Annotated in this window: 15 protein-coding genes; 5 read left to right on the top strand and 10 right to left on the bottom strand. The window is 56.3% G+C overall.

The genetic code is table 11. The features are described 5' to 3' along the window. Positions 1-181: 181 nt before the first annotated feature. From RTU33_RS03105 to RTU33_RS03095, 3 genes are read left to right on the top strand one after another with little or no spacing between them, the layout of a single operon-like run. Positions 182-2,014, top strand: a complete 1,833-nt coding sequence (locus RTU33_RS03105) for a DUF2264 domain-containing protein (protein WP_312625211.1) — start codon at positions 182-184, stop codon at positions 2,012-2,014. A gap of 16 nt (positions 2,015-2,030) precedes the next feature. Further along, positions 2,031-3,311, top strand: coding sequence for an oligosaccharide MFS transporter (locus RTU33_RS03100; protein ID WP_312625209.1), 1,281 nt, complete (start codon positions 2,031-2,033; stop codon positions 3,309-3,311). A 9-nt stretch (positions 3,312-3,320) separates the two neighbouring features. Then, positions 3,321-4,511: a glycoside hydrolase family 88 protein gene (locus RTU33_RS03095; RefSeq protein WP_312625208.1), complete on the top strand. Its 1,191-nt coding sequence runs from the start codon at positions 3,321-3,323 to the stop codon at positions 4,509-4,511. 123 nt (positions 4,512-4,634) lie between these two features. On the opposite strand, the gene RTU33_RS03090 is transcribed toward RTU33_RS03095, so the two are convergent. Genes RTU33_RS03090 through prmB form a run of 6 tightly spaced genes read right to left on the bottom strand, consistent with a single transcriptional unit; the run spans position 4,635 to position 9,165 of the window. Then, on the bottom strand, positions 4,635-4,910 hold the full coding sequence (locus RTU33_RS03090; protein ID WP_312625207.1) for a YfcL family protein: 276 nt from the start codon (positions 4,908-4,910) through the stop codon (positions 4,635-4,637). 9 nt (positions 4,911-4,919) lie between these two features. Then, positions 4,920-5,468, bottom strand: a complete 549-nt coding sequence (locus RTU33_RS03085) for an elongation factor P hydroxylase (protein WP_312625206.1) — start codon at positions 5,466-5,468, stop codon at positions 4,920-4,922. Continuing rightward, positions 5,468-6,277, bottom strand: coding sequence for a sulfite exporter TauE/SafE family protein (locus RTU33_RS03080; protein WP_312625205.1), 810 nt, complete (start codon positions 6,275-6,277; stop codon positions 5,468-5,470). Before RTU33_RS03080 ends, RTU33_RS03085 begins: the two co-directional genes overlap by 1 nt. Further along, positions 6,277-7,101 carry a penicillin-insensitive murein endopeptidase gene (gene mepA, locus RTU33_RS03075; RefSeq protein ID WP_312625203.1) on the bottom strand — a complete coding sequence of 275 codons (825 nt, stop codon included), beginning with the start codon at positions 7,099-7,101 and terminating at the stop codon, positions 6,277-6,279. Before mepA ends, RTU33_RS03080 begins: the two co-directional genes overlap by 1 nt. Positions 7,102-7,125: 24 nt before the next feature. Beyond that, entirely contained in the window at positions 7,126-8,211 is a 1,086-nt protein-coding gene (gene aroC / locus RTU33_RS03070; RefSeq protein WP_312625202.1) for a chorismate synthase, read from the bottom strand. Positions 8,212-8,232: 21 nt separating this feature from the next. Continuing rightward, the gene (gene prmB / locus RTU33_RS03065; protein ID WP_312625201.1) at positions 8,233-9,165 is read right to left on the bottom strand and encodes a 50S ribosomal protein L3 N(5)-glutamine methyltransferase; all 933 of its coding nucleotides are present in this window, start codon (positions 9,163-9,165) and stop codon (positions 8,233-8,235) included. Between the two features lie 163 nt (positions 9,166-9,328). Between prmB and smrB the strand changes: the two genes are divergently transcribed. Continuing rightward, entirely contained in the window at positions 9,329-9,880 is a 552-nt protein-coding gene (gene smrB, locus RTU33_RS03060) for an endonuclease SmrB (protein WP_312625200.1), read from the top strand. 83 nt (positions 9,881-9,963) lie between these two features. Here smrB and sixA read toward each other — a convergent pair whose 3' ends face one another. The 4 genes from sixA to RTU33_RS03040 all read right to left on the bottom strand — a co-directional run bounded on the left by sixA (position 9,964) and on the right by RTU33_RS03040 (position 14,555). Continuing rightward, a complete protein-coding gene (gene sixA / locus RTU33_RS03055) occupies positions 9,964-10,449 on the bottom strand; it encodes a phosphohistidine phosphatase SixA (protein WP_312625199.1) in 486 nt (161 codons plus the stop codon). A 205-nt stretch (positions 10,450-10,654) separates the two neighbouring features. Beyond that, positions 10,655-12,802, bottom strand: a complete 2,148-nt coding sequence (gene fadJ, locus RTU33_RS03050) for a fatty acid oxidation complex subunit alpha FadJ (protein WP_312625198.1) — start codon at positions 12,800-12,802, stop codon at positions 10,655-10,657. Beyond that, positions 12,802-14,112 (bottom strand): acetyl-CoA C-acyltransferase FadI, encoded by a 1,311-nt coding sequence (fadI, locus tag RTU33_RS03045; protein ID WP_312625197.1) that lies wholly within the window; start codon positions 14,110-14,112, stop codon positions 12,802-12,804. Before fadI ends, fadJ begins: the two co-directional genes overlap by 1 nt. Positions 14,113-14,270: 158 nt before the next feature. Beyond that, positions 14,271-14,555, bottom strand: a complete 285-nt coding sequence (locus tag RTU33_RS03040) for a YfcZ/YiiS family protein (RefSeq protein WP_312625196.1) — start codon at positions 14,553-14,555, stop codon at positions 14,271-14,273. 372 nt (positions 14,556-14,927) lie between these two features. Between RTU33_RS03040 and fadL the strand changes: the two genes are divergently transcribed. Next, complete coding sequence (gene fadL, locus RTU33_RS03035) at positions 14,928-16,259, top strand: long-chain fatty acid transporter FadL (protein ID WP_312625194.1); 1,332 nt, start codon at positions 14,928-14,930, stop codon at positions 16,257-16,259. The last annotated feature ends 32 nt before the right edge of the window (positions 16,260-16,291 follow it).

Below are 16,291 nucleotides of genomic sequence, written 5' to 3'. Positions count from 1 at the left end.
CAATTTATTGCCCCCCTTCAGGGAAAATCCAGAAAAAATAAAATAGCGGTTCAGTTTTGTGAGGCGGCTCACTCGGAGACGTTCACAAAAGCGGCTACGCTTGGTTTCACCGCCATCATCCGATGGTAAAAAAATGAATAACAATAACTTTTATTCATCTCGTGCCCAACGGGAGGACCTCGTGCAACCTGAACAGATTACCTTTGATAATCCCTTACAAAACCGCAGCGACCTCACCCGCTGGGTAAAAGAAATGCTGAATGCCGTCACGCCTTTTTTCAACAATCGCGACAGCGGCGTGGATCTGGCGAATTTCACCCCCCATTACGGTCAGCGTATTGCCAATATGGAGGCATTCTCGCGCTTGCTGTGGGGCGTGACGCCTCTGCTGGCAGGCGGTCAGGAGCCTGAGCAGCTGTCGCTTTATATTCAGGTCATCAAAAACGGTATTAACCCGGCCCACGTGGAATACTGGGGCGAGATTGGCCACAGCGATCAGCGCGTCGTGGAAATGGCGGCATACGGTTTGCTGCTGGCGCTGGCCCACAAGCCGCTACTCGCCCACTTCAGCGAGCAGGAAAAGCAGCATCTGTGGCAGTGGCTGAAGCAGAGCGAAACCGCCACCATTCCCGACAACAACTGGCATTTCTTCCCGATTCTGGTGCAGCTCGGCTTTCAACACGCCGGGATGCCGGTTAACCGTGAGGCCATCGAGCGCCATTTTGCCGCCATGGAGCGCTACTGGCTCGGCGACGGCTGGTATAGCGACGGTCCGGACAGACCGCGTGACTACTACATTTCGATGGGTTTTCACTTCTACGGCCTGATCTACGCCACGCTGATGAAAGATGCGGACCCGGAGCGCTGTGCCACCTTGCGAAGCCGTGCCACCGTATTTGCCAATGATTTCATTCATTTCTTTGCCGAAGACGGCGCGGCTATTCCGTTTGGCCGCAGTCTGACCTATCGCTTTGCCCAGGCCGCGTTCTGGAGCGCCGCCGCCTTTGCCGGGCTGGATAGCTACTCACCGGGCGTTCTGAAAGGCCTGGTCCTGCGCCATCTGCGCTGGTGGATGCAGCAGCAGCCGTTCGACCGCGACGGCGTGCTGAGCGTCGGCTACAGCTACCCAAATCTGATCATGGCGGAAGATTACAACGCGCCCGGCTCACCGTACTGGGCGCTGAAAACGGTGCTGGTGCTGGCATTAGGCGAAAATAGCCTCTTCTGGCAAGCCGACGAGGAAGCCCTGCCACCGCGCCATTCCCCACATCCGATTCCTGGAGCCGCACAAATTCTGGTCCACCAGCCCGACCATGAATGGCTATTGACCGCCGGTCAGTGGGAGCGCAACAACTTCGTCAATACGGAAGCGAAATACTGCAAATTTGCCTATTCGACGCGCTTTGCTTTCAGCGTAGAACGCGGGCGCTTTGGACTTTCTCACGCCTCGCCGGATTCAATGCTGCTGCTCAGTGAAAAAGACAACTACTGGCGCGGCCGCCGCGACTGCGAGCAGGTCAGCATGTCGGGTCACACAATTTACAGCCGCTGGCGCCCCTGGCACGACGTAACCGTCGATACGTGGCTCACGGCGCTGGGTGAGTGGCAGATTCGCGTTCACCATCTGCAAACAGCCCGCGAGCTGGACACCGCCGAAGGCGGCTTCAGCCTTTGCTTCCGCCCACAGCCGGAACAGCGGCTGACCACAGGCATCAGCGCCCTTCATGGTGAAAAAGACACCAGCGCCATTCATTGTCTGAGCGCTGTTCAACGCGAAGGCGATGTCGTGCTGACCCCGCCAAACAGCAATCTTCTGTTTGCCGACAGGGCCGCAGTGCCGGTGCTGCGGAGCGAATTAACGCCTGGAACACATCTGCTGATAAGCGCCGTCTGGGCCGGTAATCAGCAGGATTACGACCCGGAAAATTGCCCGGAGGCCAGCCTGCAACAGGGCGTTATGCATCTGACGTCGGCGGCGTACGAAACGCACTTCTCCCTGACTGAACTGCCGTGAAGCTGAGGAAAATGAGATGAACGCAACAACCCCGCGCAGCGCGCAAGTGAAAATGAGCACCTTTATTTTCCTCTACTTCTTCACCTGGTCCTCCAGCTTCGGGCTTTACGCCCTGTGGCTGAGCCAGAAGGTCGGACTCGATAGCATCACTATCGGCAGCGTCTTTGCCATCAACGGCGTGTTTGCGGTGATCATGAAGCCGGTTTACGGCTACATCATGGATAAAATCGGCATGAGCAAATGGCTACTCTATTTTGTCTGTGCCGTCTCTGCGCTGATGGCGCCATTCTTTATCTTTGTTTATCAGCCGCTGCTGCTGAGTCACACCACCATGGGCATCATTATTGGCGCGCTGTACCTGAGCCTCGGCTGGTATGCGGGCGTGGCGGCATCCGAATCCTATGCCGATCGCTTCAGCCGCCTTTACGGCGTGGAGTTTGGCCGCGTGAGAATGTGGGGATCGCTCGGCTGGGCGCTGGCTGCCTCCGTTTCCGGGGTGCTGTTTAACCTCACGCCGCTGGCGAATTTCCTCGTCAGCAGCACCACCTCGGTACTGATGCTGCTGGTATTAATCAGCCTGAAAATTGGCGATGAGCAATTGCGCTCCAACAACGTGATTTCCGCCAATAAAATCGTCTTCAGCGACGTGGTTTTACTGCTGAAGAACCGCAAATTCTGGATGTTCAGCCTGTATGTGGCGGGCGTGGCGTGGATGATGTTTGTCGCCGAGCAGCAGTTCCCGCGCTACTTCGTCTCCTTCTTCGCCACTAAAGAGCAGGGGAACGCCTGGTACGGCTACCTCAGCATGATTCAGTCCGGCACCGAGTTCGTGATGATGATGTTCATTCCGGTGCTGGTGAACCATTACGGCGCGAAGAAAGGCCTGCTGCTGTGCGGCTGCGTAGTGGGAGCACGCCTGATCGCCTCCGGCCTGACGACCGATCCGGTGATGATCTCCATCATCAAACCGCTGTACGGTATGGAGATCGCGCTGCTGCTGATTTCGGTCTTCAAGTACATCGCCGAGCATTTCCATAAAAAGGTGAATGCAACCATGTACCTGCTGGGCTATCAGGCGATGATTTACGTCGGTTCTGTGGTCGTCGCGCCGCCCGCGGGCTATCTGTATGCGAAAATCGGCTTCGAGCATACTTACCTGATGATGGGCTGCTGTGCCCTGCTCTTCACTCTGATTTCCACCCTTACGCTTTCCCGCTGCCGCTCTGCCCGCGATCCTCATCCTGAGGACGAACAGACGCTGAATGCGGTATCCATTGCCCCTGCCAAAAGTCATTAAGGAGACGTTATGACCCGTTCCGTTGTTACCGAGCCGCTGCGCCCCGTCGAGCTGTATGCCATTGACCGCCAGGCGCTGCGGCAAAGTCTGGACGCTGCATTAACGCGTATTACGAAGAAGCTGGATACCAACATTGCCAGGTTTGGCGACAGCTTCCCGGGGGAAGCCTGTGAAAAAGGCATCTGGCCCCGCACAAAGAACGTAGAGTGGACCACCAGCTTCTGGACCGGACAGCTGTGGCTGGCGTGGGAGATGACCGGCGAGGTTCGTTTTCGCGAGGCAGCCGAACGCACTCTGCCCTCCTTCTACGAACGCATTGAAAAGCGCATTGATACGGCCACACACGATCTGGGCTTTCTTTATTCGCTCTCCTGCGTAGCCGCGTGGCGACTGACGGATAACGACATCGCACGCCGGGCAGCGCTGAAGGCCGCCGATACGCTGATGGAGCGCTTTAACCCGACGGCAAAAATCATTCAGGCCTGGGGCGATCTCAACGACCCGGAGCAGCAGGGCCGAATGATTATCGACTGCAACATGAACCTGCCGCTGCTCTACTGGGCGAGCGAGCAAACGGGTGACGCCCGCTACGCAGAAGCGGCAACGGCCCACGTGAAGCAGGCTGCACGCTACATCGTGCGTCCGGATGCTTCGACGTACCACACGTATTATATGGATGTCGTGACCGGCGAACCACGTTTCGGCAATACTCATCAGGGCTACAGCGATACCTCCTGCTGGTCGCGCGGTCAGGCATGGGGCATCTACGGCTTCCTGCTGAGCTACCTGCACACCGGCGATGAAAGCATGGTTGAGCTTTCCCGCAGCCTCGCACACTACTTCCTCAACCGCCTGCCGGAAGACGAAGTTTGCCATTGGGATTTAGCCCTGCTCGGCACCGACGCGGTGCGCGACAGCTCCGCCGCCGCCATTGCCGTCTGCGGGTTGCTGGAGCTGGTGAAAGCCCTGCCAACGCTGGATCCGCACCGGGCTCATTATGAAGAGATGGCGCTGAAGATCGTAAAATCACTCACGGATAACTATCTGGCGCGTGAAGACGATGCCACTGAAGGACTGCTGAAGCACTCGGTGTACCATATGGGCAGCGGAAAAGGCGTGGATCAGTGCTGTAGCTGGGGAGATTATTTCTATCTGGAAGCTTTAGTTCGATTGCGCCAGGTCTGGCCGCTGTATTGGTGATCCGGGGAGATATTGCCGGGTGGAGGCTTACGCCTTACCCGGCCTACACCCTCTTTTACCTTGCTTAGCCAGGCCTACAAAAGAAACGTAGGCCGGGTTAGCACAGCGCCCCCCGGCGCAACATTAAATCTTCGCTTTCTGGAACAGCGTGTCCCACATGCCAAGCACCAGTGCCTGATCGCGCGGATTCAGCTCTCCGGCCTGAATGGCCTTTTCCAGGCTATGGGAGACTTGCTCATACACCGCCTGCGCAGAGTGATCGTCACCCGCTTCCAGCTCGGCAACGGCGAGCGTCAGGTGGCCGCGCAGGTAACCGCTGGCAAACAGCTCGTCGTCGCTGGCGTGCTCAACCATGTCATCAATTAACGCCAGAATGCGCGATTCAAATTCTGCGATCATCTTCTTTCCTCAATTTAGATCTTCCGGCCAGGGGAAGTGGTCCGCCGTTAACGTCGGCGTTTGATAATAATTCTGTAAAGCTGCGATGAAGCGCGCCGGACGTGCCGGGATCCCTTCCTTCAGATACGTCATTACCTGCGCATGCACCCGACGCTGGAACACGATGCGGTCGGGCTCAAAATCGCCTTCGAGGTTGTCGCAGCTGACGTTGAACGGGAAACCCGCCGCCGCGCAAAATAGCCAGTCGAACGCCTGCGGCTTCACTTCCACGTCTTCAAACTGGCTTTGCGTTTTGGCATCGCGCCCGTCCGGGCAGTACCAGTAACCAAAATCCACCAGCTTGCGGCGTTCGGCACCCGCGATGCACCAGTGCGAAATCTCATGCAGCGCGCTGGCATAAAAGCCGTGGGCAAAGACGATGCGGTTGTACGGCGCGTCATCATCTGCGGGAAGATAGATCGGTTCATCCTCGCCTGAAATCAGACGGGTATTAAAATCGTCAGCAAAGCAGCCGTTAAAAATGTCGATCAGCTGCTGAAAATGGTGTTCTTGTTGCATCAGTGAATTCCCAACCACTGGAGGATCTCCGCTCCGTGACTGTCATAGAGAAGTTTAGCGCTCATCACCGCCGAGACGATAACGATCATCGGCCGGATCAGCTGCTGTCCTTTGCTGAGCACCAGTCGCGATCCCATTCGCGCACCTAAAAATTGCCCGGCCATCATCACAAAACCGGTTCCCCAAATGACCTTGCCACCAAGGATAAACAGCAGCAGACCGCCAACGTTGGAGGTTGCGTTCAGTACCTTGGCGTGCGCGGTGGATTTGGCGAGATTAAACCCGGCGAGCGTGACAAACGCCAGCGCATAAAACGATCCGGCACCGGGGCCGAAGAAGCCATCGTAAAAGCCGACACACCCTCCGGTAACCAGCGCGAACGGCAGGCCATGCAGACGACGCTGGCGGTCTTCTTCACCCAGCTTTGGCATCAGCAGAAAATAGAGACCAATACCGATAATCAGCAGCGGCAGGATTTGGCGCAGGACGTCCGACTGAACGTGCTGCACCAGCAGCGCACCGCTCATTGAGCCGATAAAGGTCATCAGAATATTGAGCTTCTGATCGGCCAGATTGACCACCTTACGGCGAATAAAATAGAGCGAGGACGACAGCGATCCGCCGCAGGCCTGTAGCTTATTGGTTGCCAGCGCGTTAGCGGGCGACATGCCCACCGCCAGCAGCGCCGGGATGGTCAGCAGACCGCCGCCGCCCGCCAGGGCGTCAATAAACCCGGCCAGCAGCGCAATAAAAAACAGGGCCGCCAGAAGCAGCGGCGACACCATAAAGAAATCGCTAAAAAATTCCATCAGAGAACGTGTTCATCCAGTAGCGCCTGACAGGAAGGCGGCAACGGCGGCGGCGTCTTCTTCTCAGGTTTGGTTGACCCAGGCTTAGGCGGCTCGAACCAGCTTTGCAGTTCGGCACCGCAGCCGTCACCTGCCGGAGGTGGTGCCTGCTCCTGACACTCCAGGCTTCCCGCCGGGCAGCGCAGACGCACGTGCATGTGCGCACGGTGCTGGAACCACGGACGCACCTTACGCAGCCAGTCGCGATCCGTGCCCGCATCGAGGCAAAGCTGCTGCTTGATAGCCGGGTTCACGAAAATGCGTGTTACGGAATCATCTTTCGCTGCGAGCTTGATCAGGCTGCTGATTTGCGGCGACCAAAGTGACGGCACCACGCGTTTGCCATCTGCTGACACTAAATCCAGCGCCTGTGGCTTTAACAACTGTGAAGACGTCCAGCGCGTTTGCGGCAGCTGGAGGAAAATGTCGACGTCCAGACCTGACTGGTGGCTGGCGTGACCACCGTTAAAGCGCCCACCTGCCGGCATGCCCATATCGCCAATCAGCAACGTGCCCATACCTGCGTTGTGAACCTGACGGCTCAGACGCTGAATGAACTGGATAAGATCCGGATGACCAAAGTAGCGGCGCTGATCGGTGCGCATCACCTGATAGTTATCAGACTGAAGCGGCAGCGGATTCGCGCCGACGATGCAGCCGTTGGCGAATGCGCCAATCGACTGCGCCGTACCGGGAATCGGCTCTTTGATCTTCTGCCACGGCGTGGCGGCGAAAGAGGCGCTACTGGCAAGCAGCGCCAGCAACGCGATAACGGTTTTTTTCATTTTCCCGCATATCTCTGGAGTGTATTACCAGCGAGGAAGCGTGGTGGTCACATCCGCATTCTGCGCACGCTGGCGCAGCAGATGGTCCATCAGCACGATCGCCAGCATCGCTTCGGCGATCGGCACCGCCCGGATCCCTACGCAGGGATCGTGACGACCTTTGGTGATCATTTCGACTTCTTCACCGGCGCGGTTAATGGTCTTGCCCGGCACGGTAATACTCGATGTGGGTTTCAGCGCCATGTGGGCGATGATTTGCTGCCCGCTGCTGATGCCGCCAAGCACACCACCGGCATGGTTGCTCTGGAAACCGGCTTTGGTGATTTCATCACGGTTTTCGCTGCCGCGCAGGCTGACAACGCCGAAGCCATCACCAATTTCCACGCCTTTCACCGCATTGATGCTCATCAGCGCGTGGGCGATGTCTGCATCGAGGCGGTCGAATACCGGCTCGCCGAGGCCTGGCGGTACGCCATCAGCCACAACGGTAATTTTCGCGCCAATCGAATCGCCTTCTTTCTTCAGGCCACGCATCAGTTCGTCAAGCGCTTCGATTTTATCGGGATCCGGACAGAAGAACGGGTTCTGCTCGACCTGACTCCAGTCTTTGATTTCCAACGGAATATCGCCCATCTGGGTCATACAGCCGCGAATAACGATACCGAACTTCTCGGCCAGGTATTTCTTGGCAATGGCACCTGCCGCCACGCGCATCGCGGTTTCGCGGGCAGATGAACGCCCACCGCCGCGGTAGTCGCGCAGGCCATATTTTTGTTCGTAGGTATAGTCGGCGTGGCCCGGACGGAAAACGTCTTTGATAGCGCTGTAGTCCTGAGAGCGCTGATCGGTGTTCTCAATCAACAGGCCGATGCTGGTACCGGTCGTGACGCCTTCAAATACGCCCGAAAGAATTTTCACCTGATCCGGCTCGCGGCGCTGCGTGGTGTAGCGCGAGGTCCCCGGGCGACGACGGTCGAGGTCGTGCTGGAGATCGGCTTCCGTCAGGGGAATTCCCGGCGGCACGCCGTCCACGATGCAGCCGAGGGCCACACCGTGGGATTCGCCGAAGGTGGTTACGCGAAAGAGTTGTCCAATTGTGTTTCCTGCCATCACGGCTCCATCGAATTGTAATTAATCTTTATAGATGCTGAAGTGTTCGCGGGCAGCCAGGAGCTGCGCTTTGGTGAGCATAAAGACGCCGTCACCGCCGTTGTCGAACTCAAGCCAGGTGAACGGCACGTCAGGATACTGCTCCATCAGATGTACCATGCTGTTACCGACTTCACAAATCAGAATGCCGTCGTCGCTCAGGTAGTCCGGGGCGTTACCGAGAATGCGGCGCGTCAGCTTCAGCCCATCGGAGCCGGAGGCAAGCCCAAGTTCCGGCTCATGACGATATTCGTTTGGCAGGTCGGCCATGTCTTCGGCATCGACGTACGGTGGGTTGGTCACGATCAGGTCGTACTGCACTTTTGGCAGGTCGCGGAAGAGGTCGGAACGAATCGGCGTGACGTGATGAATCAGCCCATGCTCTTCGATATTGTGCTCGGCCACGGCCAGCGCATCCGGGGAGATATCTACCCCATCCACTTCTGCTTCAGGGAAAGCGTAGGCGCATGCAATTGCGATACAGCCGCTACCGGTGCACATATCCAGAATATGCTCTGGCTGACGGGCAATCAGGCCCGCGAAGCGGTTGTTAATCAGTTCGCCAATTGGCGAACGTGGCACCAGCACGCGCTCATCCACGAAAAATTCGTGACCGCAGAACCAGGCTTTGTTGGTCAGATAGGCGACCGGAATGCGCTCGTTCACGCGGCGGATCACGCGTTCAACGATACGATGCTTTTCGCTGGAGGTCAGACGCGCGGTGCGCATGTCTTCCGGAATATCCAGCGGCAGATAAAGCGACGGCAGTACAAGCTGGACGGCCTCATCCCACGGATTATCCGTACCGTGACCGTACCAGATGCCCGCCGCGCTGAAACGGCTGACGGACCAGCGCAACATATCCTGAATGGTATGCAGCTCATTGACTGCTTCATCGACAAAAATCTTATCCACTTTCCCCTCCAGGGCATGACGCGTAAATTCGGCGGCTAGTTTGCCACGAAGACGCCGATAAATCAGCATTCTTGCATCGCAGGCCAGGGGAAATATGCGTTTTCGCTGCCCGTAAGCGCAGAGAGTCGGGTAAACTGTCGCAAAGCGAAAATGAGAAGAGACGATGAAGAAGAAAACCTCACTCAGCGAAGAGGATCAGACGCTGTTCCGCCAGCTGATGACAGGCACCCGCCAGATCGAGCAGGACACCATAGTCCATCGCCCAACGCGTAAAAAAATTAACGAAGTGCCGGTCAAGCGTCTGCTTCAGGAACAGGCCGATAACAGCCACTATTTTTCAGATGAATTTCAGCCGCTGCTGAATACCGAAGGCGCGATGAAATACGTACGCGCCGACGTCAGCCATTTTGAGGCGAAAAAGCTACGCCGTGGTGATTACTCCCCGGAGCTTTTTCTCGATTTGCACGGCCTGACCCAAATGCAGGCTAAGCAGGAACTGGGCGCGCTGATTGCCGCCTGCCGTCGTGAACATGTGTTTTGTGCCTGCGTCATGCACGGCCACGGAAAGCACATTCTTAAGCAGCAGACGCCATTGTGGCTGGCGCAGCACCCACACGTAATGGCGTTTCATCAGGCACCAAAAGAGTACGGCGGAGATGCCGCATTGCTGGTGTTGATAGAAGTGGAAGAGTGGCAGCTGCCAGAGTTGCCCTGACAAAAAGGCGGGAGCATTTCCCCGCCTTTCGTATTTTGATACTGAAGTGCCCGTCACTACGTTTGCCGGGCCTGCAATATATCTCACATAGCTTTCGCCATTTTCAGATTGCAGGGGCTCATTTGCCAGTTGAACTGACCTTGCCCGCTGGCATCCAGCGTGACGTTGGCAATCGCGGATGTGGAGAACATCGGCGGCGCTTCGCCCGGGCAGAGTTCGGAGACCAGGTAACCGACCAGCGGCAGGTGAGAAACCACCAGCGCAGAGGCCACACCTTCATTCGCCAGCGCCTGCAAATACGCGCTGACCAGGCCCACATCGCCGCAAGGCGTGAGTTCCGGCAGGACATCGATCTCTTTTGGCAGGTTCATGCACTCCCCCACCACGTTCAGCGTTTGTTCGGCTCGTAAGAACGGGCTGACCAGAACGCGCTCAATATCCACTTTTTGACCTTTCAGCCAGGTTGCCATTTGACGGGATTCATCGCACCCACAGGTGGTGAGGGGACGAACCGAATCGCTGGCTGCATCCAGGGCAGCGTCGCCGTGACGCATGATAAAAACTTGCATATTGCACCGCTTTTGTTAACCAGAAGCACCGAAGTAAAACATACGTCAAAACACGCTGTTTACCCGATGGCCGGGCATTGTGCCTGATCCATTCGATGAATGAAACGCTGTTTTTTACCTCAATGGCGTAAGTATAGTCAATCTTTGTTTACAAAATAGCCACTCAGCAGCATAATCCATCGTCAGGATTTACCTTTATTTGACCTCAACTTAACGTCTCAGTTTCATTTATGGGCCAAAAGGCCAGGCCCTTTTCTGCCATCCTTGTTAATGCATCGCACGGCGTAAACCGTGGCCCATACTGGGCAGCCAGGCGTTGCAGAATCGCCACGACTTCTCCCGCGCCGAGACTATCCATATAGCGGAACGGGCCGCCTAAAAACGGCGGGAATCCAATACCAAACACGGCACCGATGTCGCCATCACGTGCGCTACGAACCACCTGCTCATCGAAGCAGCGTGCCGCTTCATTGAGCATCATCATCACGCAGCGTTCGGCAATCTGCTGCCCGGAAAGCTGCCCTTTCTGCCCGCTGCCAATAAGCGTATAAATTGCAGGGTCAGGCTGTTTTTTGCTTTTACGCCCTTTCGCGCCGTAAAGATAGAAACCGCGACCATTTTTTCTGCCTTTGCGATCGTCGTTCAAAATTGCGCTGATGATATTTGCAGGTGCGCTAAAACGATCTCCGTAAGCACTTTCCAGTACAGGAATAATTTTAGTCCCGGTATCAATCCCGACCTCATCCAAAAGTTGGATTGGCCCTACCGGGAAGCCAAATTTCGTCAGCGCGCCGTCAATCCTGTCGATGGATTCGCCTTCGGTCAGCAACCGCATTGCTTCATTAATATAAGGAGCCAGAATGCGATTGACGTAAAACCCGGCTTTATCGGCGACCACTACCGGCGTTTTGCCCAGCTGTTTCGCCAGTTTGACCGTAGTGGCAATCGTCGTCTCAGACGTTCCAGCGTGGGGGATAACCTCCACCAGCGGCATTTTTTCTACCGGGCTGAAGAAGTGAAGGCCAATCACCTGCTCCGGGCGCTGTGCCTGCGCGGCGATATCACCAATCGGCAGCGACGAGGTATTGGAGGCAAAAATCGTATGAGGCGCAAAGTTCGCTTCAACGTCCGCCACCATTTGCTGCTTGAGGGATAAATCCTCAAAAACGGCCTCAATTACCATGTCACGTTGCGCAAAACCGCGATAGTCGGTCGTGCCTGAGATCAATGCCATCTGGCTGTCTCGTTCACTGGATCTGATATGGCGGCGACGCACCTTTTTATCAAGCAATTCCCAGCTGTACTTCAGGGCGTGATTGATCCCCTTAGCATTAATGTCTTTGATGCGCACCGGCAGCTTCGCTTTGCTGGCGGTGACAAAGGCAATCCCGCCGCCCATCAGACCCCCGCCCAGCACGGCAGCTGAATGCAGCGGATGAGGTTCAGCATCCGCACCGGGATCCTTTTTCACTTTCGTACTGGCAAAGAAAATCGAACGCAGCGCTTTTGACTGCGGCGTCATCGCCAGTTCACCAAAGGCTCTGGCTTCCGCTTCATAGCCGCTGCTGCTGCCATGGGCGAGTCCCGTTTCCAGCACGCTCAGGATGCGTGAGGTAGCCGGGTAGTTACCATGCGTTTTCTCTTCGGTCTTCTTCGCCGCCATGTTAAACACCAGGCTGCGGGCGACGGGCCCAGCCAGAATGCGCTCGCGAACCGGCAAACGACGGCTTGCAGGGCGCTCCTGTTTTGCCAGCTCAACGGCGGCTTCCAGCAGAATCGAGTGCGGAACAACGTCATCCACCAGCCCGGCTTTCCACGCCTGTCGGGCACGAAGCTGCTTCCCGGTCAGGATCATATCCAGCGCGGTGCTAATCCCCACCAGACGGGGCAACCGCTGCGTGCCGCCAGAGCCTGGCAGCAAACCAAGCTGTACTTCCGGCAGCCCCAGCACCGTTTTCGCATCATCACTACAGATGCGGCTGTGGCAGGCTAACGCCAGCTCCAGCCCGCCGCCGAGGCATGCTCCGTGAATGGCCGCCACAACCGGGACCGGCAGCGCATGAATTTCCGCCATGATCTGCTGGCCCTGACGCGCCAGCGCTTCGGCTTCCTGAGCGGTTTGACAACCGGCAATCATATTGATGTCCGCACCGGCAACAAAGTTGTCGGGTTTGGCAGAGATGAACACGACGCCGCGCAGGGCTTTGTTCTCACGAATCCGTTTGAGAATAGCCCGCACCTGAACGCCAAACTCCGCCTTCAGGGTATTCATCTTCTCGCCAGGCACATCAATAGTAATAACTGCGACGTTATCGAGGCGTTCAGTTAGGGTAAATGCGGATGTCGTTTCCATTATTCGGCCTCCAGAACCATCGCCGCACCAAGTCCACCGGCCGCACAGGCGGTGACAAGGCCAAAGCCACCGCCGCGACGGCGGAGCTCGTTCAGCGTTTGGGTGATCATGCGCGCGCCCGTAGCGGCAAAAGGATGCCCGTAGGCAATCGAGCCGCCAAGCACGTTAAATTTGCTGTCGTCGATCTCGCCCGTCGCATGGCTACGGCCCAGCACGTCGCGGGCAAAACGTTCGCTCGCCATGAGCTGGACGTTCGCCAGGGTTTGTGCGGCAAAGGCTTCATGCATATCAAAGAGGGTTAAATCCGCCATCGTCAGCCCTGCTCGCTCGAGCGCAAGCGGCGTCGACCACGCCGGGCCCAGCAGCATGTCCTGCCAGACGTCAATCGCGGTAAACGCGTAACTGCGCAAATAGCCCAGAGGCTTGAGGCCAAGCTCTTTAGCGCGGGACTCCGTCATCAGAATCACGGCGGCAGCACCATCGGTGAGCGGCGTGCTGTTAGCAGCGGTTACCGTGCCGTGCTTGCGGTCAAATGCCGGGCGCAGTTTGGCGTAGTCCGCAATCGTGGAGTTGCCACGAATGTTGTTATCTTTTTCCAGCGGCTCGCGAAACGGCGGCGCGTAGGCCGTCATGACTTCATCCGCGAGCTTGCCCTCTTCCCAGGCTTTGGCGGCATACATATGCGATCGATGCGCCAGCGCATCCTGCTGCTCGCGGGTGATCCCCCAGGTTTTCGCCATTTGCTCGGCGGTATCGCCCATGCGCAGCCCGGTGGAATACTCGGCAACGGCTGGCGGTACCGGAGCCAGGTCTTTCAGCCGCAGGCGGGAGAAGAGTTTAAGTTTTTGCCCGAGCGTACGCGCCTTGTTGGCATCAACAAGCGTGCGGGCCAGCGTTTTGCTGACGCCTATCGGCAATACAGAAGAAGAGTCTGCCCCGCCGGCGATCCCGGCGCGAATGGTGCCAGCCATCAAACTTTCCGCCACGTTGGCGACAGCCTGGAAACTGGTGGCGCAGGCACGACTTACGCTATAGGCGTCGGTATGAACGCTCATGCCGGTGCCGAGCACGATTTCGCGGGCAATGTTGGGCGCTTCAGGCATCTGCACCACCTGGCCGAAAACCAGCTGTTCGATAACTTCGGGGGGAATTTCGCTGCGAGCCAACAGTTCACCCACAACCATTTTGCCGAGATCGACCGCCGGAATGCCGTGGAATGCCGTCGCCTGGCGTGCAAAAGGCGTGCGTAGCCCGCTGACAATGGCAATGCGATCGCCCTGACGGGTGATAAGCGGTAATGCCTGACTCATAACCTTCCCCTGATAATGTAAAAAAGTGGTCTGACCTGATAACAGTCTTAACTAATTTTTTACATCCAGCCAATCGGGGAAGCCGAAAAGTGAGAGCCAAAACACATTGAGATAAAAAAGAAAACGGCCCTGCTGAACAGAGCCGTTTAAAGAAGGGATTAACGCAGACCGAGCTGGAAAATCAGGGTTTCCGCTTCGCAGCAGAACACGAAATCGATATCCAGCTGCACGCCACCTTCAACTTCTTTAAAAGTAGAAGTGATTTTGCATGGATCGGATTCCACACCGCGTGCTCTTTCGCTCAGCGCCGCCAGAGTTTCTTCGGCTTCAGCACGGTTAGCGAAAACGCGGCTGTAAGAAGCGGTGCAGTCGGTGTTGTCCATGATGGTACCAACATCCATACAGCAGCAAACCGGGGTTTCATCAGCACTGCATTTACTCATCGTAGATTTCCTCTGTATTCGCACTCAGGGTGCCAGATAAACAATGCTTTTATTTTACGCCCCTGCCCCTGGCGTCTCCAGTCGATATTACTTTCCGCGGCCTTAAGTGACCTAAATCACAATTAAAAATGATCTAAAACAAAAATCACCTTCTCAGGTGAACCTTTCTGGCGGCAATTTTGCCAGATGGATCATGTTTCTTAGATCACACATGAAAAAACTTATAAACAAACTTGCAACATTCCGTCTGGTCAGACCTATACTCTCGGCACTGGTCTGATTTCTCTGACGTAACACAGACCCTACACTTCGCGCTTCTGTTACGGCATGTAACAAATTTTGCATAAAAATAACTCAATTGAGGTTATGGTCATGAGCCAAAAAACCCGCTTTACAAAATCTGCTCTCGCAGTTGCAGTGGCACTTGTTTCCTCCCAGGCCTGGTCCGCAGGCTTCCAGTTAAATGAATTCTCAGCCTCCGGCTTAGGGCGTGCGTATTCTGGTGAAGGCGCTATCGCCGACGATCCAGGCAACGCCAGCCGTAACCCGGCGCTGATCATGATGTATGACCGCCCACAGATGTCTATCGGTGGCGTGTACATTGATCCGGATGTCAACATCACCGGTAAATCCCCGACAGGCAAGAGCACCAGCGCCGATAACATCGCGCCATCTGCCTGGGTACCTAACTTACACTTTGTCATGCCTGTTAACGATCAATTTGGTTTCGGTGCATCCGTCACCTCTAACTATGGCCTGGCAACTGAATACAACAGCGACTACGCGGCGGGAAGCGTGGGCGGTAAAACCGATCTGACCACCGCGAACCTGAACCTGAGTGCGGCATATCGCCTCAACAGCGCATGGAGCTTCGGCCTCGGCTTTGATGCTGTATATGCTAAGGCGAAAATTGAGCGTTATGCAGGTGACCTGGGCCAGATTGTTGCTGGTTCTGGTGCGCTGAACTCTAACCCGCAGTTGGCTGGTGCTGTCGCGCAGATCCCAGCGGATACTCAGATTGCTCGCCTGAAGGGTGACGACTGGGGCTTCGGCTGGAACGCCGGTATCCTGTATGAACTGGACAAAAATAACCGTTACGGCTTCACCTACCGTTCTGAAGTCAAAGTGGACTTCGACAAAGGTGAATACAAGAGCGACCTGCCGTCTGCCTATAACCAGATCCTCGGCAACTTCGGCCTGCCAGCGGGCACCGACGGTCGTACCGTCGATGGTTCTCTGACCCTGAACCTGCCGGAAATGTGGGAGCTGTCCGGTTATAACAAAGTGGCACCGCAGTGGGCTATCCACTACAGCGCGACCTACACCAGCTGGAGCCAGTTCCAGGAGTTGAAAGCGAACGGTTCGAACGGTCAGACGCTGTTCTATAAAGATGAGAGCTTCAAGGACGCATGGCGTCTGGCGCTGGGTACTACTTACTACTACGACGACAACTGGACCTTCCGTACCGGTATCGCGTTTGATGACAGCCCGGTTCCAGCCGATCATCGCTCTATCTCCATCCCGGATCAGGACCGCCTGTGGCTGAGCGCAGGGGCAACCTATGCGTTTAACCAGGATGCTTCCATCGACGTTGGCGCTTCTTACATGCATGGTCAGAACGTGACCATCGAAGAAGGCCCGTACAAATTCCGCTCTGACGGTAAAGCGTGGCTGTTCGGTTCCAACTTCAACTACCGCTTCTGATAACCTCTTATCAGACATAAAAAAAGGTGAGC

Source organism: Scandinavium sp. (genome assembly GCF_032012665.1).
In the GTDB taxonomy this organism is placed as follows: domain Bacteria; phylum Pseudomonadota; class Gammaproteobacteria; order Enterobacterales; family Enterobacteriaceae; genus Scandinavium.
Note: the sequence above shows the minus strand (reverse complement) of the source record. Positions and strands in the feature narration are given on the sequence as shown.